A 21,675-nucleotide genomic window follows, 5' to 3' on the forward strand; every position below is an offset into this window, starting at 1 on the left:
CCCCCCCCCCCCCCCCCCCCCCCCCCCCCCCCCCCCCCCCCCCCCCCCCCCCCCCCCCCCCCCCCCCCCCCCCCGCGGCGATGCGCAGCGATCGCGGACGCTCATTCCAGCGCCTCCAGCTGCGCCGGGTCGAACCCGGCGCCGGGCACCAGCTCGACCCCGGCCTTGCTCATGCGGACCTCGACGCCCGCGGCGACCAGCGCCGCCTTCAGCCGGTCGACCTCGGAAAAATCCTTGGCGTCCACCGCGCGGGCGCGGGCCGCCGACAGTTTCGCGGCCAGGACGTCGAGCCGGTCGCGCCCGGTCTCGGTCCAGGCGCCCATGCCGCTCTCGAGCAGCCCGAGAAGCGCCGCGGATCCCTTGAGCGCGACGGCATCGCCCGCACTGGACAGCCTGTGCAGCACCGCGATCGCCCCGGCCGTGTTCAGGTCGTCGGCCAGCGCCGCGGTCAGCTCCGGGTCCGGGGCGCCGGCATCGACCGCCGCAGTCTGCGCGCGCCACTTTCGCAGCACCGCCTCGGCCTCGCGGGCCTTCTCCTCGGTCCAGTCCATCGGCTTGCGGTAATGCGTCCCGAGAAAGACGAACCGGATCACCTCGCCCGGCACGCCGCGGTCCAGAAGGTCGCGCACGGTGAAGAAATTACCGAGCGATTTCGACATCTTCCGGCCCTCGACCTGCAGCATCTCGTTGTGCAGCCAGTAGCGCGCGAAGCGCCCCTCGGGATGGGCGCAGCAGGACTGGGCGATCTCGTTCTCGTGGTGGGGAAACTGCAGGTCGATGCCGCCGCCATGGATGTCGAAGCTTTCCCCCAGCAGCGCGTGGCTCATCGCCGAGCACTCGATATGCCAGCCGGGGCGCCCACGGCCCCAGGGACTCTCCCAGCCGGGCTCGTCGGCGGCCGAGGGCTTCCAGAGCACGAAATCCATCGGGTTCTTCTTGTAGGGCGCGACCTCGACCCGCGCGCCGGCGATCATGTCCTCGACCGACCGGCCCGAGAGCGCGCCGTATTCGCCGTAGCTCTCGACCGCGAAGAGCACATGGCCCTCCGCCTCGTAGGCGTGGCCGCGATCGATCAGCGCCGCGATCATCTCGACCATCTGGGGAATGTAATCGGTGGCGTGCGGCTCGCGGAACTGCGGGTCGCCGGCATAATCGACGCCCAGCTCGGCCATGTCCTCGTGGAACCAGGCCGTGGTGCGGCGGGTCAGCGCGTCGATCTCCTCGCCGTTCTCGCGCGCGCGGGCGATGATCTTGTCCTCGACATCGGTGATGTTGCGCACATAGGTCACCTGGCCGGGGCCGTAGACATGGCGCAGCAGCCGGTAGAGCACGTCGAAGACCACCACGGGGCGCGCATTGCCCAGATGCGCGCGGTCATAGACCGTCGGGCCGCAGACATACATCCGCACGTTGCCGGGATCGAGCGGCTCGAAACGCTCCTTTTGCCGGGTTCTCGTGTTCCAGAGCCTGATGTCGGTCATGCCCAGATTCCTCGCGCGCCTCTCCGGCGGCGGGCCTATCAGCTTCGGTCATGCTTGGAAACAGATGAACGGCCCGCCGGATCTCTCAGCCGGTAATGCAAATCCCGCAAATGCAGATCGCCGTTCTCATGCGCCCGGTTATGCCGGGGCTTGCCGGGCTTGGCAAGAACTATCGGCTTGCCAACCGGGTCCCGGCATGATGGCGTTCCCGCAGTCTGAGACGGAGGCATTCATGCGCGCATCTGACCGGATCGGGGGCATCAACGGCGGCGGGTCCGACGGCTGGGACGTGTTCTACCGCGCCCGGGAGATGGCCGAGGCGGGTGCACAGGTGATCGAGCTGACCATCGGCGAGCACGACATCCCGACCCACCCCGCGATCCTGTCCGCGATGCACGAGAGCGCCGCCGCAGGCAATACCGGCTACGCGTCCGTACCCGGCGAGATGGCGCTGCGCGCGGCGGTCGCGGCCCGCGTCGCGGACCGGACCGGCGTGGCGACCAGCTGGCGCAACGTGATCGTGACGGCCGGCGGCCAGGCCGGGCTCTTCGCCGCGCACATGGCCGCCTGCGACCCCGGCGACAGGGCGCTTTACTGCGACCCCTATTACGCCACCTATCCCGGAACGATCCGGGCCGCCGGGGCCGTGCCGGTCGCGATGGCGACCCATGCGCGCGATGCTTTCCAGCCCCGCGGCGCGGAGATTTCCGCGCGGGCCTCGGGCGCGCGCAGCCTGCTGGTGAACACGCCCAACAATCCGACCGGCGTGGTCTATGACCGCCCGACGCTCGACGGCATCGCCGGTGCGGCGCGCGAGCACGATCTCTGGATGATCTCCGACGAAGTCTACGACACCCAGGTCTGGGAAGGCGCGCATCTCTCGCCGCGCGCGCTGCCCGGCATGGCCGAGCGCACGATGGTGATCGGGTCCATGTCGAAGAGCCACGCGATGACAGGCTCGCGCATCGGCTGGATCGTGGCGCCGGAGCCGATGATCGAGAAGCTGATCGATCTCGCCACGGTCACCACCTACGGCGTGCCCGGCTACATCCAGGACGCCGCCGTCTTCGCGCTCGGCGAAGGGCCCGCCCTGGAAGCGGAGATCGCCGCCCCTTTCCGCCGCCGCCGCGCGATCGCGCAGCGCGTGCTGGCCGGGCAGGATCGCCTGCGCGCGGTGCCGTCCTCGGGCGCGATGTACATCATGCTCGACATCCGGGCGACCGGGCTCTCGGGCATGGCCTTCGCGAACCGTCTGCTCGACGCGACCGGCATCGCCGTGATGCCGGGCGAAAGCTTCGGCACGGCCGCGGCCGGCCATGTGCGCGTGGCCCTGACCGTCGCGGACGCCTCCTTCGAGGCCGCGCTGCGACGGATCGTCGATTTCGCGCTGCAGCCCGATGCCGTCGCCGGCTAGACGCCGATGCGGGTGAAGCTCTGGCGCGGATCGGGGCCGATGCCCAGCCACCCAGCGAAGACGGTCTCCAGGTGGCGCACGATCTGGACGCGCTGGGTCAGGCCGACGCTGCGGGCCAGGCGGGCGGCCGATCCCATGATGGCCGGCATGTCGGCGTCGATGCGCGTGGCCGGGACGAGCTCGGCACCGGTCTGGGCATCGAGAATGCGCGCGGTGAAGGTGATCGCGTGGACCCCCTCGTTATAGGGCAGCGCCTCGGCCTGGAGCGTCAGCGCGTGAAAGCGCACCAGCGTGATCTCGAGCCGAACCGGCCGCGGCCCGTCGAGCGTGGCGGTCGCCTTTTCCGCGCCCTCGCGGAAGATGCGCGCAACCTGGGCACGCCGGTCGCCGGCGGGCTCCTCTCGCCAGACGATGTCCGCCTCCGGCGCGATCACGGGGGCTTCGCTCACGGTCAGCGTGTCGGGAACGATCACGTCGATCGTCGAGACCGTCCATCCCTTGCTCACCGCGGCCGGAAGCGCCGCCGGATAATCGGTCCGGAACGCGCCGCATCCGGCGAGGACGACAAGGACCGCCAGAAGCAGTCCGCTAACACTGCGGCGAAAGAACATCGGATACCCTCCATACTGGCACTCCGCGCCGGGCACATGGCGGCGCGTTAGCGAAATCTACACCATGTCCGGGGCGATTGCACCTGCTTGCGCATGACAAGGTATACGGGCAATCTCCGCCCGGCCGCCTGCCGGGGCGGCCCCGGCAAAAGCGGGAGATAGCATGGATCACGACGCGCTGCGCCACTGGTCGAAACGCGCCGCCGACTGGGCGGCAGAGTATCACGCGACGCTGGGCGACCGCCCGGTCCGGGCCGGCACGACGCCCGGGACCACTGCCGCCAGGCTGCCCGATGCCGCCCCCGAGCAGGCCGAGGACCTCGAGACGATCTTCGCCGACTTCAAGGCGATCGTCCCCGAAGCGATGACCCACTGGCAGCATCCGCGCTTCTTCGCCTATTTTCCCGCCAATGCCGCGCCCGCCTCGATGCTGGCCGAACAGCTGGCCAACGCCATGGCCGCGCAATGCATGCTATGGCAGACCTCGCCGGCGGCCACCGAGATCGAACAGGTCATGATCGCATGGCTGCGCGGCGCGCTGGGGCTCGCCCCCCATTTCAGCGGCACGATCCACGACACGGCGACCACCGCCACCTTCTGCGCGGTGCTGACGATGCGCGAGCGTGCGCTCGGCTGGGCCGGGCTGACGGAGGGGCTGTCCGGGCAGAGCCCCGTCCGGATCTACGCGTCGGCGCAGACCCATTCCTCCATCGACAAGGCCGTGCGGATGGCCGGTATCGGGCAGGACAACCTGGTGAAGATCCCCACCGACAGGACCCACGCGATGGACCCGGCCGCGCTGGAACGGGCCATCGCGGCCGACCGCGCCGCGGGCTATCGGCCCGCCGGGGTGATCGCCTGCGTCGGCGGCACGTCGATCGGCGCCTCGGACCGCGTGGCAGATGTTCTCGCGGTTGCAAAATCCGCGGATCTCTACACCCATGTGGACGCCGCCTGGGCCGGCTCGGCGATGATCTGCCCGGAATTCCGCTGGCTCTGGCAGGGCGTGGACGCGGCCGACTCGGTCGTCTTCAACCCGCATAAATGGCTGGGCGCGCAGTTCGACTGCGCGGTGCAGTTCCTGGCCGATCCGGCACCGCAGGTGAACACGATGGGGCTGCGCCCCGATTACCTGCAGACGCTCGACCAGGACGCGGTCACCAATTTCAACGAGTGGACCGTTCCGCTGGGCCGGCGGTTCCGGGCGCTGAAGCTCTGGTTCCTGCTGCGCGCCGAGGGGCTGGAAGCTCTGCGGCGGCGCATTCGCGACCACGTCGCCTGGGTCCATGAGCTTCGCGACGCCGTGGCCACCCTGCCCGACTTCGAGGTGGTGACCGACTGCCCGCTGGCGCTGTTCACCTTCCGCTACGCCCCGGACGGCCGGGACGCGGACGCCGCGACGCGGGACCTGCTGACCCGCATTAATGACGATGGCCGGGTCTACCTGACGCAGACCCTGCACGAGGGACGTTTCGTGATCCGCATGACCGCGGGCAGCTTCGCCACGACCCGCGCCGACGTCATGACGGTGCGCGACGTGCTCGCCGAGCTGACCGGCCAGGCATGAGACAGGGCGGCGCCGCCGCGCCGCCCTGCCCGGTCCCCGGCGGCCGGGATCAGAAGTTGTAGGACACCCGGGCGCGCAGCGACGTGCCTTCGAGGTCGTTGCCCGTGTCGTCGAAATCGTCGAAGCGGTCGAAGAGCACCTCGCCGCCCACGCTCCAGCGCCGGGTCAGGCGATAATCGATCCCGGCCCCGACGGTGTAGCCGGTATCGTCGCGATCGGTGCCTGCGTCGTCCAGGCTGGCATGCGCGATGCCGACGGTCCCGTAAAGGAAGGTGTCGCCCAGGTCCGGCCCGGCGCGCAGTTTCACCCGCATCATGCGGTCTACGGCGGTCGTCCCGGCCGCGTCCTCGAGATTGGCGGCGTCGATCTGCGCCTCGCCGCCCAGGATGAAGCCGCCGAAATCGTGGTTGTAGCCGGCATGAAGCCCGCCCGTTGCCCCGTCGAGGGACAGGTCCGATCCGTTCGACCAGTCGTAATCGCCATAGCCGAGCTGGCCGCCGGCGTAGAAGCCGGTCCAGTCCGGGGTCGGCGCCGGCGCGGGCGCGGTCACGATCACGGCCGGTTCCTCGGTTGCGGGCACCGGGTTGCCGGCAAGGGCGGGACCGGTCGCTGCCGCGACCAGCGCGGCGGTCGATGTCATGAGGATACGCATTCTTCTTGCCTCCTTTGAATGTCTGCCTCGGGCGGGACGGCGCCCCTCATCGGGCGGGGCGCCCCGCCGCAGGGCAGGAACGGCCGCCCGCGCGTTCCGTTCCATCCGGCCCCGGTTTCCAGCGCCCTTTGCGGCACCCTGCCGAGCCGCCTGGCCGGAGCCTCTGGAAATCCACGCTTGTTAGCGCTAACATGCGATCCGAGCTACCAACAGGAATCGAAAGGGACCGCCCCCATGGCCCTGCACCCGACCATCACCGACGTCACCGCCCGTATCGTCGAGCGCTCGCGCGACAGCCGCGCGGCCTATCTCGACCGCATTCGCCAGGCCGGCGAGGAGGGCCCGGCGCGCGCGCATCTCTCCTGTGGCAACCAGGCCCATGCCTATGCCGCCATGGGACCGGACAAGGACAGCCTCGTCGGCGGGCGCGCCCCGAACCTCGGCATCGTGACCGCCTATAACGACATGCTCTCGGCGCACCAGCCTTTCGAGCGGTTTCCCGACCTGATCCGCGCGGCCGCGCGCGCGGCCGGTGGCACCGCGCAGGTCGCGGGCGGCGTGCCGGCCATGTGCGACGGGGTCACCCAGGGCCAGACCGGGATGGAACTGAGCCTGTTCTCGCGCGACGTGATCGCGCTCGCCGCGGGCGTGGCGCTCAGCCACAACACCTTCGACGCGGCCGCCTATCTGGGCGTCTGCGACAAGATCGTGCCGGGCCTGGTCATCGCGGCGGCCAGCTTCGGGCATGTGCCTGCCGTCTTCATGCCCGCCGGCCCCATGACCAGCGGCCTGCCCAACGACGAGAAGGCCAGGGTGCGCCAGCGCTTCGCCGCGGGCGAGATCGGCCGCGACGAATTGATGAAGGCCGAGATGGACAGCTACCACGGCCCCGGCACCTGCACCTTCTACGGCACGGCCAATTCCAACCAGATGCTGATGGAGTTCATGGGGCTGCACCTGCCCGGCGCGAGCTTCGTCAACCCGAACACGCCGCTGCGCGACGCGCTGACGACCGCCGCGACCCGGCGCGCGCTGGAGATCACGGCGCTCGGCAACGACTATCGCCCGGTGGGCGAGATCCTCGACGCGCGGGCCTTCGTCAACGGCATCGCCGGGCTGATGGCCACGGGCGGCTCCACGAACCTGCTCATTCACCTGGTCGCGATGGCCCGCGCCGCGGGCATCCAGCTCGATATCGAGGATTTCGCCGACATCTCCGACGCGGTGCCGCTGATGGCACGGGTCTACCCGAACGGGCTGGCCGACGTGAACCATTTCCACGCCGCGGGCGGGCTGGGCTACATGATCGGCGAATTGCTGGACGCCGGGCTGATGCATCCGGATGCGCGCACCGTGGCCGGCGACGGGCTGGCCCATTACACCAAGGAACCCAGGCTGATCGACGGCGCGCTGCGCTGGGTGGACGGCGCGCGCGAAAGCCGCAACGAGAAGATCCTGCGCCCGGCCGCCGACCCGTTCCAGCCCACCGGCGGAACCAGGCAGCTCTCGGGCAACCTGGGCCGCGCGGTGATGAAGGTCTCGGCCGTCGCGCCGGAGCGGCAGGTGATCGAGGCCCCGGCGCGGGTGTTCCACGACCAGGCGGACGTGAAGGCCGCCTTCAAGGCCGGCGAACTTGACCGCGACGTGGTGGTGGTGGTCCGCTACCAGGGGCCGAAGGCCAACGGCATGCCGGAGCTGCACGCCCTGACGCCGGTGCTGTCGGTGCTGCAGGACCGCGGCCACAAGGTCGCGCTGGTGACCGACGGGCGCATGTCGGGCGCGAGCGGCAAGGTGCCGGCCGCGATCCACGTCGCCCCCGAGGCGGCCGATGGCGGGCTGATCGCCAAGATCGCGGATGGCGACCCGATGCGGGTCGACGCCAGGGCCGGGGTACTGGAGGTTCTCGCCGAGGAGGTCGCCGCACGCGACCCGGCGGCGCCGGATCTTACGGGCAACCAGGCGGGCCTCGGGCGCGAGCTGTTCTCGGTCTTCCGCCAGAGCGTCGGGCCGGCCACCGCCGGGGCCGGCGTCGTGGTCTGAGATTTCATGCCTCCGGCGGGGATATTTCCGCCACTTGGACGAAGGGAGCGAGCCCATGATCGACGGATGCGAGGCCGCGCGGCGGACCCGCGAGATATGCGCCCTGGCGCCCATCGTGCCGGTGCTGGTGATCGAGGACGCGGACACCGCCCGGCCGCTGGCCGAGGCGCTGGTCGCGGGCGGTCTGCCGGCACTCGAGGTGACGCTCCGGACACCGGCGGCGCTGGAGGCGATCCGGGCGATGGCCGAGGTGCCGGGGGGCGTCGTCGGCGCGGGCACGCTGCTCACGCCCGCGGACGTGGCGGCGGCGAAGGCGGCGGGCGCCCGCTTCGGGGTATCGCCGGGTGCGACCGACCGCCTGCTCGACGCCGCCGAGGCGGCGGATCTGCCGCTCCTGCCCGGCGCGGCCACCGCGACGGAGGCGATGCGGCTGCTCGAGCGGGGCTACGACATGCTGAAATTCTTCCCCGCCGAGGCCGCCGGCGGCGTGCGCGCGCTGAAGGCGATCGGCGCGCCGATCCCGCAGGTCAGCTTCTGCCCGACGGGGGGCGTGACGCCGCGGAACGCCGCGGACTACCTTGCGCTGGGCAACGTCGTCTGCGCCGGCGGCTCCTGGGTCGCGCCGGCGGACCGGGTCGCCGCGCGGGACTGGGCCGGCATCGAGGCGGCGGCGCGGGACGCGGCCGCGCTCTAGGCGTCGCGGTAGAGCAGCGAGACGCCGTCGGCGAAGACATGCACCTTGTCCGGCGCGGCGGTCAGCGTCACGCTGCGCCCGCGCTGGCCGGTATGGATGCCCGGCAGCTTCGCGATCACCGAGGCCTCGCCGCAATCGGTCTCGAAATAGAGCAGCGTCACCTCGCCGAGCGCCTCGACGATCTCGACGGCCCCGGTATAGATCCCCTCGCCGCCGGTTACCTCCAGATCCTCGGGCCGCACGCCGATATTGACCCTGCGCCCCTCGTCCTCGGGCCGGGTCGGCACGGTGGAGCGCGCGACCCCGCCCGCATCGAGCCGGATCACGGTTTCCGCGCCGGTCCCGGCGATCTCTCCGGCGAAGAGGTTCATCGCGGGCGAGCCGATGAACTGGGCCACGAACTCGTTTCTCGGCCGCTCGTAGAGCTCGAGCGGTGCGCCCACCTGGGCGATCCCGCCACCGGCGAGCACGACGATGCGGCTGGCCAGGGTCATCGCCTCGACCTGGTCGTGGGTGACGTAGATCATCGTGGTGTCGGGCATCTTCTCGTTGAGCTGGGCGATCTCGATCCGCGTGGCGACGCGCAGCGCGGCGTCGAGGTTCGAGAGCGGCTCGTCGAAGAGGAACACCTTGGGGTCGCGCACGATCGCCCGGCCGATGGCGACGCGCTGGCGCTGCCCGCCCGAAAGCGCCTTGGGCAGGCGGTCGAGATAGGAATCGAGCTGCAGGATGCGCGCGGCGTTCGCCACGGCCGCATCGATCTCGGCGGCCGGCTTGCCGGCGATCTTGAGCGCGAAGGCCATGTTGTCGCGCACCGTCATGTGGGGATAGAGCGCGTAGGTCTGGAACACCATCGCCACGCCGCGCTGCGCGGGCGGCACGTCGTTCATCACCTCGCCGTCGATCTCCAGCGTGCCGCCGGTGATCTTCTCGAGCCCCGCGATCATCCGCAGGAGCGTGGATTTCCCGCAGCCCGAGGGGCCGACGAAGACGATGAACTCGCCCTTCTCTATCTCGAGGTCGATATCGGACAGCACGTCGACGGCCCCGTAGGACTTCGCGACGCCGGTCAGGTTCAGCTCGGCCATTGCGTTCAGTTCCTCCCCTCGTCGAGGCGGGCGACGAGCGCCTGCCACGGCTTCAGCGTGATGGTGTCGCCCTCGGGCGCCGGCCCGTGCAGCGCCTGCCACTCCCCCGGCGGCAGGTCCGCCTCCAGCGGCGCGTCGCCGAGATTGAAGGCGCAGTAGAGCGTCTCTCCGGCGGCGCTGCGGCGGAAACTCAGCAGGTCGCCCGCGACATGAATGTCGGTCATGTCGCCCTTGAGCAGCGCCGGATGCGCATGGCGAAGCGCGATCATGCGACGGTAATGGTTCAGCACCGAGCCCGGATCCCCGTCCTGGAGGCTGACCGCCAGCGGAAGATGCGCGGCCGCGACCGGCAGCCAGGACGTCACCTCGGAGAAACCGCCGCCGGGCACGTCCGGCGTCCAGGCCATCGGGGTGCGGGCCCCGTCGCGGCCCTTGAACTCCGGCCAGAACTGGATGCCGTAGGGATCCTGCAGCGCCTCGAACGGCACCTCGGCCTCCGGCAGGCCCAGCTCCTCGCCCTGGTAGAGGCAGACCGAGCCGCGCAGCGTCATCAGCAGCGTCGCAAAGAGGGGGACCGCCGCGGGCTGCAGGTTCCAGCGGCTGGCATGACGCATAACGTCGTGGTTCGAGAAGGCCCAGCAGGCCCAGCCGTCCGGGGCGACACGCTCCACCCGGTCGAACACCTCCGCCACGCGCCGGGCGGTGAGCTTTTCCTTGGCCAGGAACTCGAAGGCGTAGCACATGTGCATGTAGTCCTCGCCCGCCGTGTACTGGCCGAGGATTTCCAGCCCATACTGCGCGTCGCCCACCTCGCCCACGGCGGCGACGGCGGGGTATTCCTCCATCAGGCGGCGCAGGCGGTTCAGGAAGGCCAGGTTCTCGGGCTGGTTCTTGTCGTATTTGTGATCCTGGAAGTTGTAGGGGTTCACGCTCGGCGCGATGGAATCGTTGCGCAGCGTCTCGGGCAGCGGCGGGTTGTCGCGCAGCTGCCGGTCATGGATGTAGAAGTTGATCGTATCGAGCCGGAACCCGTCCACGCCACGCTCGAGCCAGAACCGCGCCACGTCGAGCAGCGCCTCCTGCACGGCGGGGGTGTGGAAGTTCAGGTCGGGCTGCGAGGCCAGGAAGTTGTGCAGGTAATACTGGCAGCGGCGGCTGTCCCAGGCCCAGGCCGAGCCGCCGAAGATCGAGAGCCAGTTGTTGGGCGGCGTGCCGTCGGGCCTGGGATCGGCCCAGACATACCAGTCGGCCCGCGGGTTGTCGCGGCTCGACCGGCTCTCCTTGAACCAGGGATGCTCGTCGGAGGTGTGGCTGAGCACGAGGTCGATCATCACCCTGAGCCCCAGCCCGTGCGACGTGCGGATCAGCTCGTCGAAATCGGCCAGGGTGCCGAACATCGGGTCGACGTCGCGGTAATCCGAGACGTCGTAGCCGAAATCCTTCATCGGCGAGGTGAAGAAGGGCGAGATCCAGACCGCGTCCACCCCGAGCGAGGCGACATGCGGCAGCCGCTCGACGATCCCCTTCAGGTCGCCCACCCCGTCGCCGTTGGTGTCCTGGAAGGATCGCGGATAGATCTGGTAGATGACGCCGCCGCGCCACCAGTCCTTGTCGCGGACCGCGATACCGTTGTGCTCGATGTCAGTCATGAGGGTCATGGGCGTCCGTCTGTTCGGTTTGGGATCCCGCGCGTCATTTCACCGAACCGGCGAGCAGACCGCGCACGAGGTAGCGTTGCATGGTGAAGAACACCACGAGCGGCACCGCGATCGAGACGAAGGCGGCGGCCGCGAGAATGCCCCAGTCTCCCCCGCGCGAGCCCAGAAGGTCGTCGGCGATCCGCACCGTCATCACCCAGCTCTCGTCGTTGGACGGCAGGAAGACCTTGGCCACCAGCAGGTCGTTCCAGGTCCAGAGGAACTGGAATATCGCGAAACTGGCCAGCGCCGGGAAGCTCAGCGGCAGGATGATCCGCACGAAGATCTGGAAATCCGTGGCGCCGTCGACCTTGGCGGAATCGATGATGTCGCGCGGCAGGCCGACCATGTAGTTGCGCAGGAGATAGATCGCGAGCGGCAGCCCGAAGCCGGTATGGGCCAGCCATATGCCGACGAAGCTCTGGCCGATGCCGACCTGCTGGTGCAGCTTCAGGAGCGGCACGAGCGCCAGTTGCAGCGGCACCACCAAGAGTCCGACCACCGCCGCGATCAGCAGTCCGCGCCCCGGGAAATCCATCCAGGCCAGCGCATAGGCCGCGAAGGCGGCGATCAGGATCGGGATCACCGTGGCGGGAATCGTCACCGTCAGCGTGTTGACGAAGGCCTGCAGCATCCCGTCGCCGGTCATCACGGTATCGTAGTTCGCCATTGTGAAGTCCGGCGGCGTCTCGGCCACGAAATAGACTCGCGGAAAGCCCTCTTCCTCCGGGTTCTCGTCGGTGGTGAAGACGAAGCTGCCGTCCGCACGGACGGTCGTGGTGCCGTTGTCGCGGTTCTCGACCTCGGCGCCGGCCGCGAATTCGCCCGGGTTGATGCCGCGCAGGCCGAAAGCGACGATCGGCGGGCGCCGGTCGGTGCCGAAATCCTCGGCGACGCCCGGCACCTCGAAGATGTTGCCGGTGATCGTCCACATCCCGTCCCCGCCCGTGACCGTGCCCTCGGCCCGGGCGCGGTAGGCCTGTTCCACCGGGAAGGGGGCCTCCCACCAGGCCGAGACCGCGATCTGGTCACGGTCGCGGAAGGACGACACGAAAAGACCGACGGTCGGGATCAGCCAGATGACCACCAGCAGGAAGACCGTGATGTTGACCGCCCAGCTGAGCGAGGATTTCCGTCCAGCGATATTGTCCATCGTCCCGCCTCCCCCTCAGCGCATTTCCTTGCGGGCCTGCCGGATGTTCCAGATCATCACCGGCAGGACCACGATCATGATCACGAAGGCGACCGCCGTGGCGCGCCCGTCGTCGCGGAACATGAAATCCATCATGTAGGATGGCAGGATCTCGGTATCGAAATTGCCTCCCGTCATCGTGTAGACGATGTCGAAGACCTTCAGCACCAGGATGGTGATCGTCGTCCAGACCACGACGATCGTGCCCATGATCTGCGGCACCTTGATCTTGAAGAAGATCTGGAACGGGTTCGCCCCGTCGATGATCGCGGCCTCGACGGTCTCCTCGGGGATGCCGCGCAGCGCGGCCGACAGGATCACCATGGCGAACCCGGTCTGGATCCAGATGAGGATCACCATCAGGAAGAAGTTGTTCCAGAACGGCACCTGCAGCGGGTCGAGCGGGTTGAGCCCGAAAGCGTCGCGCACCGCGTTGATGATGCCGATATCCGGGTCATTGGCGTAGACGAATTTCCAGATCAGCGAGGCCCCGACGAAGCTGATCGCCATCGGCATGAAGATCAGCGATTTCGCGACGTTGCCCCATTTCAGCCGATCCGTCAGCTGGGCGACGAGCAGGCCGAGAAAGGTCGCCATGGCGGGCACCACGAGCACCCAGAGGAAATTGTTGAAAAAGGCCGAGCGGAAGGTCTCGTCGGCGAACAGGCTGGCGTAGTTGCCGAGGCCGATGAACTCGTCGCCCGCCCGGTTGTAGAGCGACCGCACGAAGGAGCCGAAGACCGGATAGACGAGGTAGAGCCCCAGCGCGAACATCGCCGGGAAGAGAAACAGCCACGGCCGGACCGCATTCGCGCGGTTGATGTTGCGCCCGGCATCCTTGCCCCGGGCCGGGAAGATCACCCGGTCGAGCACCGTGTTGGCAAGGTAGAAATACCCCACGCAGCCGCCCACGCCGACCACGATCGTGACGATGCCCTGGATGATCGGGTTCATCGCGCGTCCTCCCTTCCCCGTGCCGCTTTTCGCGGGCCGTTCCGTCTTGGCATCCGGCCCGGGCGGATGCCCGGGCCGGTGCAGGTTCCATCACCTCGGCCGGGCCGGATCAGTCGATCTGGTCCCAGCGTTCCTGGATCCCCGCGGCGACGTCGGCCGCATCGGCGCCGGTGGTGTAATCCACCATGCCCGTCCAGAAGGCGCCCGCGCCGATCTCGGCCGGCATCAGGTCCGAGGCGTCGAAGCGGAAGGTCGTGGCCCCAAGCAGGATGTCATTCATCTGCCGCAGCGTCGCCGAGGCGAAGAGATCGCTGTTCACGCCGGTATGGGGCGTCAGGAAGCCCGACTGCGCCATCCAGACCTCGTGCGCGATGGGGGTCTTAAGGAAGTCGATGAAGGACCGCGCCGCGTCCGAATCCTCGGTGATCGCGAAGAGCGTCCCCGCGCCCAGGACCGGGCTGCCGAGATCCTCGCTCTCGAAGGACGGGAAGTAGAAGAAGTCCGCATCCGCGTCCTCGGGGAAGAAGGTCGGGATGAAGGATGCCTGGCGGTGCATGTAGCATTCCGGCGGAAAGCTGAAGAGCCCGGCCGGGCTGTCGCGGAAATCGGTCGTCGCGACGGCCTGGCTGCCCCCGGCGACGTAGGCGTCGTTCCGCGCGAAGGTGCCGTAGGCCTCGATCGCGCCGATCACGGCCGGATCGTCGAAGGAGATCTCGTTTGCGACCCACTGGTCATAGACCGCGGGCGGCTGGGTCCGCAGCATCATGTCCTCGACCCAGTCGGTGGCCGGCCAGCCGGTCGCCGCGCCGGAGCCGAGCCCGATGCACCAGGGCGTGCCGCCATCCGCGACGATCTGGTCGGAGAGCGCGATAAGCTCTTCCATCGTCTCGGGAATGTCGTAGCCCATCTCGTCGAACTGCTCGGGCGAATACCAGACGAGAGATTTCACATCGACCTTGTAGAAGAAGCCGTAGAGGTTCTCGGCGCCGTCCGGCCCCTCGGCGGTGCCGAGCGACACCCAGGACTCGCCCGCGGCGTAGTTCTCGCGGACCCAGTCGGCGGTGTCCGCCGCCATTTCGGCCAGTTCTCCGCGCGCGGCCAGGTCACCCATCAGGCCCGGCTGCGGGAAGACCGCGATGTTGGGCGGGCTGTCGGCCTGGGTGGCGATCACGATGTCCTGCTCGAAGCTGTCCGAGCCGGAATATTCCACCGTCGCGCCGGTGGCGGCCTCGAAATAGGCCAGCACGGACTCCACCAGCGCGGCGTCGGCGCCGGTCCAGGGGCCGGTGATGCTCAGCGTCTGGTCGGCCAGGTCGTGCGCGGCGGAAAACGCCTCGTAGCTTTCCCAGCTGAAGGCGCCCTCGCCCGGCGCGAACATGAGATGGTCGTCGGCCAGCGCGCCACCGGCGGATAGCGCCAGCGCGGCCGCACCAAGGTACAGCGAATGTTTCATTGATTTCCTCCCGGTCTGGCGCAAAACGGCGCCACTGAACGCAATCCCCAGCGCCCGGAATCACGCCCAAAGCGCTTTGGATAGATCGACGTTGGAGAAAAGCCGGTAGCCTGTCAAGGCGCGGACCGGCGACGGTTTCTGCGATCTTCGCCGGGTTTTCACTTGGCGGGACCTTCCAAAGCGCTTTAAAACGGCGGGGATGAACCTGAAAGCGCTCTCAGAAAAGCTCGGCCTCTCGCCGACCACCGTCAGCCGCGCGCTGAACGGCTACCCCGAGGTGAGCGATGCCACCCGCCGTCGGGTCCTAGACGCCGCGCGGCGCTATCACTACCGGCCGAACACGCGGGCCAAGAGCCTTGCGACCGGGCGCACCATGTCGATCGGCCATGTCATTCCGCTGTCCACCAAGCACGAGATGGTCAACCCGATCTTCGCCGACTTCATCGCCGGCGCGGGCGAGACCTATTCGCGGGCCGGCTACGACATGTCGCTCTCCGTCGTCCGCGACGAGGACGAGGCGCGCGTCTACCGCGAACTGGCCCAGAACCGCTCGGTCGACGGCATCATCGTGCACGGCCCCCGCGTCGACGACCCGCGGATCGGCCTGCTGCAGGAGCTTGGCCTGCCGTTCGTGGTGCATGGGCGGGCCTCGGAAACGGGCGCCGGCTATTCCTGGCTGGACGTCAACAACCGCCGGGCCTTCGCCCGGGCGACGCGGTTCCTGCTCGATCTCGGCCACCGGCGGATTGGGCTGGTCAACGGGATCGAGACCATGAGCTTCGCGCATCGCCGCCGCCTCGGCCACGAGGACGCCCTTTCCGCGGCCGGCATCGGCCCCGACCCGGCGCTGATGCGCGCCGGCGAGATGACCGAACCCTACGGCCATGCCGCCGCCCGCGAGATGCTCGAGCTTGACCGTCCACCGACCGCGTTCCTGACCTCGTCCTTCCTCGCCGCGATGGGGGTGCGCCGCGCGTTGGAGGATCGCGGGTTGAAACCCGGGCGCGACGTCTCGATCCTGACCCATGACGACGTGCTGTCCTACCTCGCCAACGAGGGCGACGTGCCGCTCTATACCGCGGTGCGATCCTCGGTCCGCGCGGCGGGGCGGCGCTGCGCCGAGATGCTTCTGGACATCGTCACCGATCCGGACCATGCGCCGATCCAGGAAATATGGGAGGCCGAGCTGGTCCTCGGCCAATCCACCGGCCCCGCCCCGGCCTGATCCACACCGGCCCCGAAAGGACCGACATGCGCCTCAGCCACGCCCGTGCCAACTTCCCCGACGGTTTCGTCTTCGGCGCCGCCACCTCGGCCTACCAGATCGAGGGCCACGCGCTCGGCGGCGCCGGGGTGACCCACTGGGACACCTTCGCCGCCACGCCGGGCAACGTGGTCCGCGCCGAGACCGGCGCGCTGGCCTGCGATCATTACACCCGCTACGCCGAGGATCTCGACCTTGCCGCGGCGGCGGGGCTCGACGCCTACCGGTTCTCGACCTCCTGGGCGCGGGTGTTGCCCGAGGGCCGGGGCACGCCCAATCCCGAGGGCCTCGATTTCTATGACCGGCTGGTCGACGCGATGCTAGCGCGCGGGCTCAAGCCCTGCGCGACGCTCTACCACTGGGAGCTGCCCGCGCCGCTCGCCGACCTCGGGGGCTGGCGCAACCGCGACATCGCCGGCTGGTTCGGCGATTTCACCGAGGTCATCATGCGCCGGATCGGCGACCGCGTCTTCTCGGCCGCGCCGATCAACGAACCCTGGTGCGTCGCCTGGCTCAGCCATTTCCTGGGCCAGCACGCGCCGGGCCTGCGCGACATCCGCGCCGCGGCGCGGGCGATGCATCACGTCCTGCTGGCCCACGGCACTGCCATCGCGCGGATGCGCGGGCTTGGCATGGGCAATCTCGGCGCGGTGGTGAACCACGAATACGCCGCCCCCGCCGACGGCAGCCCCGAGGCCGTCGCGGCGGCCACGCGCTACGACGCGATCTACAACCGCTTCTTCCTGGGCGGCATGTTCCGCGGCGCCTATCCCGCGGAAGCGCTCGAGGGGCTGGCGCCGCATTTGCCGGCGGGCTGGCAGGACGATTTCCCGACCATCACCCAGCCCGTCGACTGGCTCGGCATCAACTACTACACCCGCAAGCGCATCGCCGCCGATCCCGGTCCCTGGCCCGGCACGGCCGAGGTCCCGGGCCCGCTGCCCAAGACCCAGATGGGCTGGGAGATCTACCCCGAGGGGCTGCGGTTCTTCCTCGACCGGGCCCATCGCGACTACACCGGCGACCTGCCGATCTACGTCACCGAGAACGGCATGGCCAATGCCGACAGCGTGCAGGACGGGCGGGTGGCCGATCTCGCGCGCATCGCCTATCTGGACGCGCATCTCGCGCAGGTCCGCCAAGCCCGCGCCGACGGGGTCCCGGTCGCGGGATATTTCGTCTGGTCGCTGCTCGACAATTACGAATGGGCGCTCGGCTACGACAAGCGCTTCGGACTGGTCCACGTGGATTTCGACAGCCTGCGACGCACGCCCAAGGACTCCTACCACGCGCTCAAGGCGGCGCTCCGCCGCGACAACTGAACGAGGCTCACCATGGCGCCCTCCCTGCCCGATGTCGCCGCCGGCGACGACCCGGACGACCGCGCCGACGACCGTCCGGTGCTGGTCGCCGATATCGGCGGCACCAACACCCGCGTCGCGCTGGCTCGCGGCACCGAGATCCTGTCCGACAGCACGCGGCGGTACCGCAATGCCGACTATCCCGGGCTGGAAAGCCTGCTGCGGCGCTACCTCGCCGAGGCCGGCCGCCCGGACTGCGCCGGGGCCTGCGCGGCGGTCGCCGGCCCCGTGCGCGAGGGCGTCGCCAGCATGACCAATCTCGACTGGACGATCGAGCGCGACACGCTCAGCCGCGCGGCGGGCACCGATCGCGTGGCCCTGCTGAACGACCTGCAGGCGCAGGGGCACGCGCTCGGCCATATCGCGCCGGATGCCCTGGCGCCCGTGCTGGACGGCGTCGCGGCGGGCCCGAACGCGGCCAAGCTGGTGATCGGCGTGGGCACCGGGTTCAACGTCGCCCCCGTCTACGACACCGCGGCGGGCCGCTACGTCACCCCGTCCGAGGCCGGCCATGCCGATCTGCCGATCCGCACCGCCGCCGATATGCGGCTCTGCCATTTCCTGGCCACGGCGCATGGCTTCCCCTCGGTCGAGGACGTGCTGTCGGGACGCGGGATCGAGCATCTCTACGCCTGGCTCGGGACCGAGGTGCACGACCCGCGCGAAGCGCGCGCCGCCGAGATCATGGAGGCCGTCGCCGGGGGCGGCGACGCCCGTGCCGCGGATGCCGCGCGGATCTTCGTGACCTTTCTCGGGCGCGTGGCCGGCGACCTCGCGCTCATCCACCTGCCCTTCGGCGGCATCTACCTCTCGGGCGGTGTGGCGCGCGCCTTCGCCCCGCACCTGGCCGGGTTCGGCTTCGCCGCGGCGTTCCGCGACAAGGGGCGCTTCGCGGGGTTCATGGGCAATTTCGGCGTGACAGTGATCGAGGACGACTACGCCGCGCTGACGGGCTGCGCCGTGCATCTCAACCGATTGTCGCTCGCGGCCTAGTCCTTGGCCGGCACCGGCAGGATCAGCGGCGCGCGCGCGATCTCGACCAGCCGGGCGGCCGCGTCGGCGCCGCCCGCCCCCGGCGCCATCACCACCACGGCCGGGCTCATCCGCCCGAGCCTTTTGTGCAGGGCCGCCGCGTCGGCATAGCTTTCCACCACCGCCCGGTGCAGCCCCGCCTGGCGCAGGGTCTCCGCGATCTCGGCCCGGCGCGCGGGCGGTACCAGGACATGCATGTCCTGCTCCGTCGCCCCGGCGATCCGCCCGGCAAGCCCGATGATCCCGCGGCCGTCGTCTTCGCCCAGGACCAGCACCAGCCCCCCGGTCGCGGGGCGCGCGGGCCGGTAGCCGATCAGGATCAGGTCGCCGATCCCGGCCGCGCCGGACAGCACCGCCGCCATCCGCCCGCGCTCCAGCGTGACCGACCAGCGGAGCGGGCGTTTCCGCGCGGCTTCGGCCAGGGACTGCTCGAGCCGGCGGGTGTCCTGGCGAAACGCCGCGACCATCCGCTCGACCGAGAGCCCGCCGGTGCTGCGCCCGGCAAGATCGAGCGCCCGCGCCCGCCGATGACCGGCATAGGCGATGATCGTCTCCTCCTCGATCATCAGGCCGCGCAGCTCCGCGCCGGTCTGCGCCGCCAGGCCGAGCGCAAGCCCCAGCGCGGCCTCGGCATCGGCAAAGCAGGTCGCGCCGAGGACGACGCGCCGCGGATGATCATGCGCCGGCTCGTCGGTCACGCGCCGCCCTCCTTGCTGTTGGCGCGTGCCACGAAGGCCCGCCGCGCCTCGGCATATTCGGTCAGCCGTGCCTCCACCCGGGCATTCACGCTGCCCTCGGGATAGGTGCCTGCCGCGCCCCGTGCCCCGGCCTCCGCCCCGGTCAGAAGGGCGATGCCCGCGCCGATGGTCCCGATCGGCAGGATCCGGAACGCCCCGGACTCGACCGCGTCGACGACCCGCTGGCGCAGCGCCAGGTGCTTGACGTTCGCGGCCGGGATCAGCACCCCCTGCCGGCCCGTCAGACCACGTGCCGCGCAGATGTCGAAGAAGCCCTCGATCTTCTCGTTCACGCCCCCGATGGGCTGGACATCGCCCATCTGGTTGACCGAGCCGGTCACCGCGAAGGACTGGTCGATCTCCAGCCCCGAGAGCGCCGAGAGCAGCGCGAAAAGCTCCGCGGCCGATGCGCTGTCGCCATCCACGCCGCCATAGCTCTGCTCGAAGACGATGCTGGCCCAGAGCGACATCGGCAGGTCGGGCGCGTAATGGGTGGCGAGATAGCCCGACAGGATCATCACCCCCTTGGAATGGAGCGGCCCGCCAAGCTCTGCCTCGCGCTCGATATCGACGAGCTTGCCGCTGCCGACCCTGACGCGGGCGGTGACCCGCGCGGGCCGGCCGAAGCGCGTCTTGCCGATCTGCACCACCGAGAGCGCGTTGATCTGGCCGACACGGCCGCCGTCGGTGTCGATCAGCACGGTGTCGCGGGTGATCGCCTCCTGGCTCAGCGCGCGCAGCCGGCCGGCGCGGTGCTCGGCCTCGGCGACGGCGCGATCGACATGCGCCGGCGCGATGGTCTCGGCGCCATCGGCCGCCGCCCAGTGATCGGCCTCGCGCAGGAGATCCGCAATCCCCGAAATGTCCAGGGACAGGCGTTCGGAATCATCCGCCATCCGGGTGCTTTCCATCAGCATGCGCGCCACCGCGGCGGCCGCGACCGCGCGGGTGCCCGCCCGCGCGGCCATGCCCGCGATCAGCCGCGCATAGGTGCCGGTGGTCGCCTCGTTGCGTTCGATCCTGTCGTCGAAATCCGCCTCGATCTTGAACAGCGTCCCGAATTCCGGATCGAGCGCGGCCAGGAGGTAATAGAGCCGTCGTTCGCCCACCAGAACCACCCGCGTCTTCAACGGGATCGGGTCCGGTTCCAGCGAAACGGTCGAGACCAGGCTGAATCGCTCCACCGCCGAGAAGATCGAGATCTCCCCGGTCCGGAGGCAGCGTTTCAGCGCGTCCCAGGCGAAGGGTTCCGCCAGCACCTGCCGCGCATCGAGGATCAGGTAGCCGCCATTGGCGCGCTGCAGCGCCCCGGCCCGGATCATCGTGAAATTGGTCACCAGCGCGCCGTTCTCGGTGGCGTGCTCGATCCGGCCGATCAGGTTGGCCAGTGTCGGCAGATCCTCCTCGACGACGGGCGCGCGTTCGCCGTTGGCGACGTCGTGGGCCACCATGACGTTGACCATGTAGCGCCCGAATTGCGGTTTCTGATAGTGCTTGGTCGTCGCCACCGGGAACGCCCCGGCCTGGGCGCTCTCCTCGCGGACGAGAAAGAGCGCGGCGTTCTCGATCATGTCGCGGCGCACCGCCCGCAGATAGGTCTGGACCTTTTCCAGACCGTCGAAGTCGCGGCGCAGCTCGGCGATGGCGGCGTCGACGCCCTCCTCGGCCATCATCGCGTTCAGCTCCTCGACCTGGCGGCGATGTTCCTTCTGCTGCCTGGGCACTTCTTTCAGCACGGCTTCCAGTTCGTCCTGGATCTCGGCCACGGCCGCGTCGATCTCTTCCTGCTCGTCCTCGGGCAGCTTGTCGTAATCGTCCGGGGTCAGCACCTCGCCGTCGCGCAGCGCCGCGACGCCGAACCCCATCGGCGTGCGCAGGATGGCGACCCCGCGGGCGCGGGCCTTCTCGACCAGGGCGTTCATCGCCTCCTCGTGGGTCTCCGACAGCGTCTGCTCGATGTTGCGGCGTTTGGTCTGGTAGTCGTCGGACTCGAAGATCGCGGGGATGTCGTTGGCCAGCTCGTCGACCAGGCTCTGCATCGCGTCACGCAGCGCCAGCGCCTTGCCCGGCGGCAGCTCCAGCGCGATCGGCTTGTGCGGGGCGTCGAAATTGTTGACGTAGACCCAGTCGTTCGGGACCGACTTGGCATCGGCGGCGTCGCGCAGGAGCGCGCGCGCGGCCGAATGACGGCCGCTGCCGGGATTGCCCAGGACGAAGACGTTGAAATCCGGGTGCGCCATCCCCGCCGCCATCCGGATCGCGCCGAGCGCCCGGTCCTGGCCCGGCCAGTCGTCGAGCGGCGCCAGCTCGTCCGTCGTCTCGAAGCCGAGCGATCCCGGATCGATCCGCAGCGACAGCTGATCGGCGGCGAGCGGCTCTGGCAGGGTCTTCGGGGCCATGCGGGTCCTTTCTGGCAAAACGCGGGTCCGTGATCTCGG

Annotated in this window: 17 protein-coding genes; 7 read left to right on the plus strand and 10 right to left on the minus strand. The window is 69.7% G+C overall.

What is annotated here, in order from left to right; all coding sequences use genetic code 11:
- Positions 1-101 precede the first annotated feature (101 nt).
- Positions 102-1,481: a cysteine--tRNA ligase gene (cysS, locus tag ACQ5SP_RS13115; protein ID WP_430938840.1), complete on the minus strand. Its 1,380-nt coding sequence runs from the start codon at positions 1,479-1,481 to the stop codon at positions 102-104.
- 232 nt (positions 1,482-1,713) lie between these two features.
- Between cysS and ACQ5SP_RS13120 the strand changes: the two genes are divergently transcribed.
- Positions 1,714-2,895: a pyridoxal phosphate-dependent aminotransferase gene (locus ACQ5SP_RS13120; protein ID WP_430938841.1), complete on the plus strand. Its 1,182-nt coding sequence runs from the start codon at positions 1,714-1,716 to the stop codon at positions 2,893-2,895.
- Here ACQ5SP_RS13120 and ACQ5SP_RS13125 read toward each other — a convergent pair.
- A complete protein-coding gene (locus tag ACQ5SP_RS13125; protein ID WP_430938842.1) occupies positions 2,892-3,401 on the minus strand; it encodes a DUF6778 family protein in 510 nt (169 codons plus the stop codon). The genes ACQ5SP_RS13120 and ACQ5SP_RS13125 overlap by 4 nt on opposite strands.
- 268 nt (positions 3,402-3,669) lie before the next feature.
- On the opposite strand from ACQ5SP_RS13125, the gene ACQ5SP_RS13130 reads away from it, so the two are divergent.
- A complete protein-coding gene (locus ACQ5SP_RS13130) occupies positions 3,670-5,073 on the plus strand; it encodes a pyridoxal phosphate-dependent decarboxylase family protein (RefSeq protein WP_430938843.1) in 1,404 nt (467 codons plus the stop codon).
- A gap of 49 nt (positions 5,074-5,122) precedes the next feature.
- Here the strand turns inward: ACQ5SP_RS13130 and ACQ5SP_RS13135 are convergent, their stop codons facing one another.
- Positions 5,123-5,725, minus strand: a complete 603-nt coding sequence (locus tag ACQ5SP_RS13135; protein WP_430938844.1) for an outer membrane beta-barrel protein — start codon at positions 5,723-5,725, stop codon at positions 5,123-5,125.
- Between the two features lie 234 nt (positions 5,726-5,959).
- Here ACQ5SP_RS13135 and edd point away from each other — a divergent pair, with 234 nt between their 5' ends.
- Together edd and eda are read left to right on the plus strand one after the other, a co-directional pair.
- The gene (gene edd, locus ACQ5SP_RS13140) at positions 5,960-7,765 is read left to right on the plus strand and encodes a phosphogluconate dehydratase (RefSeq protein ID WP_430938845.1); all 1,806 of its coding nucleotides are present in this window, start codon (positions 5,960-5,962) and stop codon (positions 7,763-7,765) included.
- Positions 7,766-7,820: 55 nt separating this feature from the next.
- Entirely contained in the window at positions 7,821-8,459 is a 639-nt protein-coding gene (gene eda, locus ACQ5SP_RS13145; RefSeq protein WP_430938846.1) for a bifunctional 4-hydroxy-2-oxoglutarate aldolase/2-dehydro-3-deoxy-phosphogluconate aldolase, read from the plus strand.
- Here eda and ACQ5SP_RS13150 read toward each other — a convergent pair.
- The 5 genes from ACQ5SP_RS13150 to ACQ5SP_RS13170 all read right to left on the minus strand — a co-directional run bounded on the left by ACQ5SP_RS13150 (position 8,456) and on the right by ACQ5SP_RS13170 (position 14,843).
- Positions 8,456-9,547, minus strand: coding sequence for an ABC transporter ATP-binding protein (locus ACQ5SP_RS13150; protein ID WP_430938847.1), 1,092 nt, complete (start codon positions 9,545-9,547; stop codon positions 8,456-8,458). The two genes, eda and ACQ5SP_RS13150, sit on opposite strands and share 4 nt — an antisense overlap.
- A gap of 5 nt (positions 9,548-9,552) precedes the next feature.
- Entirely contained in the window at positions 9,553-11,205 is a 1,653-nt protein-coding gene (locus tag ACQ5SP_RS13155; protein ID WP_430938848.1) for an alpha-amylase family glycosyl hydrolase, read from the minus strand.
- Positions 11,206-11,239: 34 nt separating this feature from the next.
- Complete coding sequence (locus tag ACQ5SP_RS13160; protein ID WP_430938849.1) at positions 11,240-12,397, minus strand: carbohydrate ABC transporter permease; 1,158 nt, start codon at positions 12,395-12,397, stop codon at positions 11,240-11,242.
- A gap of 15 nt (positions 12,398-12,412) precedes the next feature.
- Positions 12,413-13,390 (minus strand): carbohydrate ABC transporter permease, encoded by a 978-nt coding sequence (locus ACQ5SP_RS13165; protein ID WP_430938850.1) that lies wholly within the window; start codon positions 13,388-13,390, stop codon positions 12,413-12,415.
- Positions 13,391-13,499: 109 nt separating this feature from the next.
- Entirely contained in the window at positions 13,500-14,843 is a 1,344-nt protein-coding gene (locus ACQ5SP_RS13170; RefSeq protein WP_430938851.1) for an ABC transporter substrate-binding protein, read from the minus strand.
- A 199-nt stretch (positions 14,844-15,042) separates the two neighbouring features.
- Between ACQ5SP_RS13170 and ACQ5SP_RS13175 the strand changes: the two genes are divergently transcribed.
- Genes ACQ5SP_RS13175 through ACQ5SP_RS13185 form a run of 3 tightly spaced genes read left to right on the plus strand, consistent with a single transcriptional unit; the run spans position 15,043 to position 18,461 of the window.
- A complete protein-coding gene (locus ACQ5SP_RS13175; protein WP_430938852.1) occupies positions 15,043-16,068 on the plus strand; it encodes a LacI family DNA-binding transcriptional regulator in 1,026 nt (341 codons plus the stop codon).
- A gap of 26 nt (positions 16,069-16,094) precedes the next feature.
- The gene (locus ACQ5SP_RS13180) at positions 16,095-17,429 is read left to right on the plus strand and encodes a GH1 family beta-glucosidase (RefSeq protein ID WP_430938853.1); all 1,335 of its coding nucleotides are present in this window, start codon (positions 16,095-16,097) and stop codon (positions 17,427-17,429) included.
- Positions 17,430-17,441: 12 nt separating this feature from the next.
- Positions 17,442-18,461 (plus strand): glucokinase, encoded by a 1,020-nt coding sequence (locus tag ACQ5SP_RS13185; protein ID WP_430938854.1) that lies wholly within the window; start codon positions 17,442-17,444, stop codon positions 18,459-18,461.
- On the opposite strand, the gene ACQ5SP_RS13190 is transcribed toward ACQ5SP_RS13185, so the two are convergent.
- Positions 18,458-19,198 carry a hypothetical protein gene (locus ACQ5SP_RS13190; protein WP_430938855.1) on the minus strand — a complete coding sequence of 247 codons (741 nt, stop codon included), beginning with the start codon at positions 19,196-19,198 and terminating at the stop codon, positions 18,458-18,460. The two genes, ACQ5SP_RS13185 and ACQ5SP_RS13190, sit on opposite strands and share 4 nt — an antisense overlap.
- A complete protein-coding gene (locus ACQ5SP_RS13195; protein ID WP_430938856.1) occupies positions 19,195-21,636 on the minus strand; it encodes a Lon protease family protein in 2,442 nt (813 codons plus the stop codon). The genes ACQ5SP_RS13190 and ACQ5SP_RS13195 overlap by 4 nt, the downstream gene beginning before the upstream one ends.
- Between the last annotated feature and the right edge of the window lie 39 nt (positions 21,637-21,675).

This window comes from Rhodovulum sp. YNF3179 (assembly GCF_050586465.1).
Lineage (GTDB): Bacteria > Pseudomonadota > Alphaproteobacteria > Rhodobacterales > Rhodobacteraceae > CAJXYS01.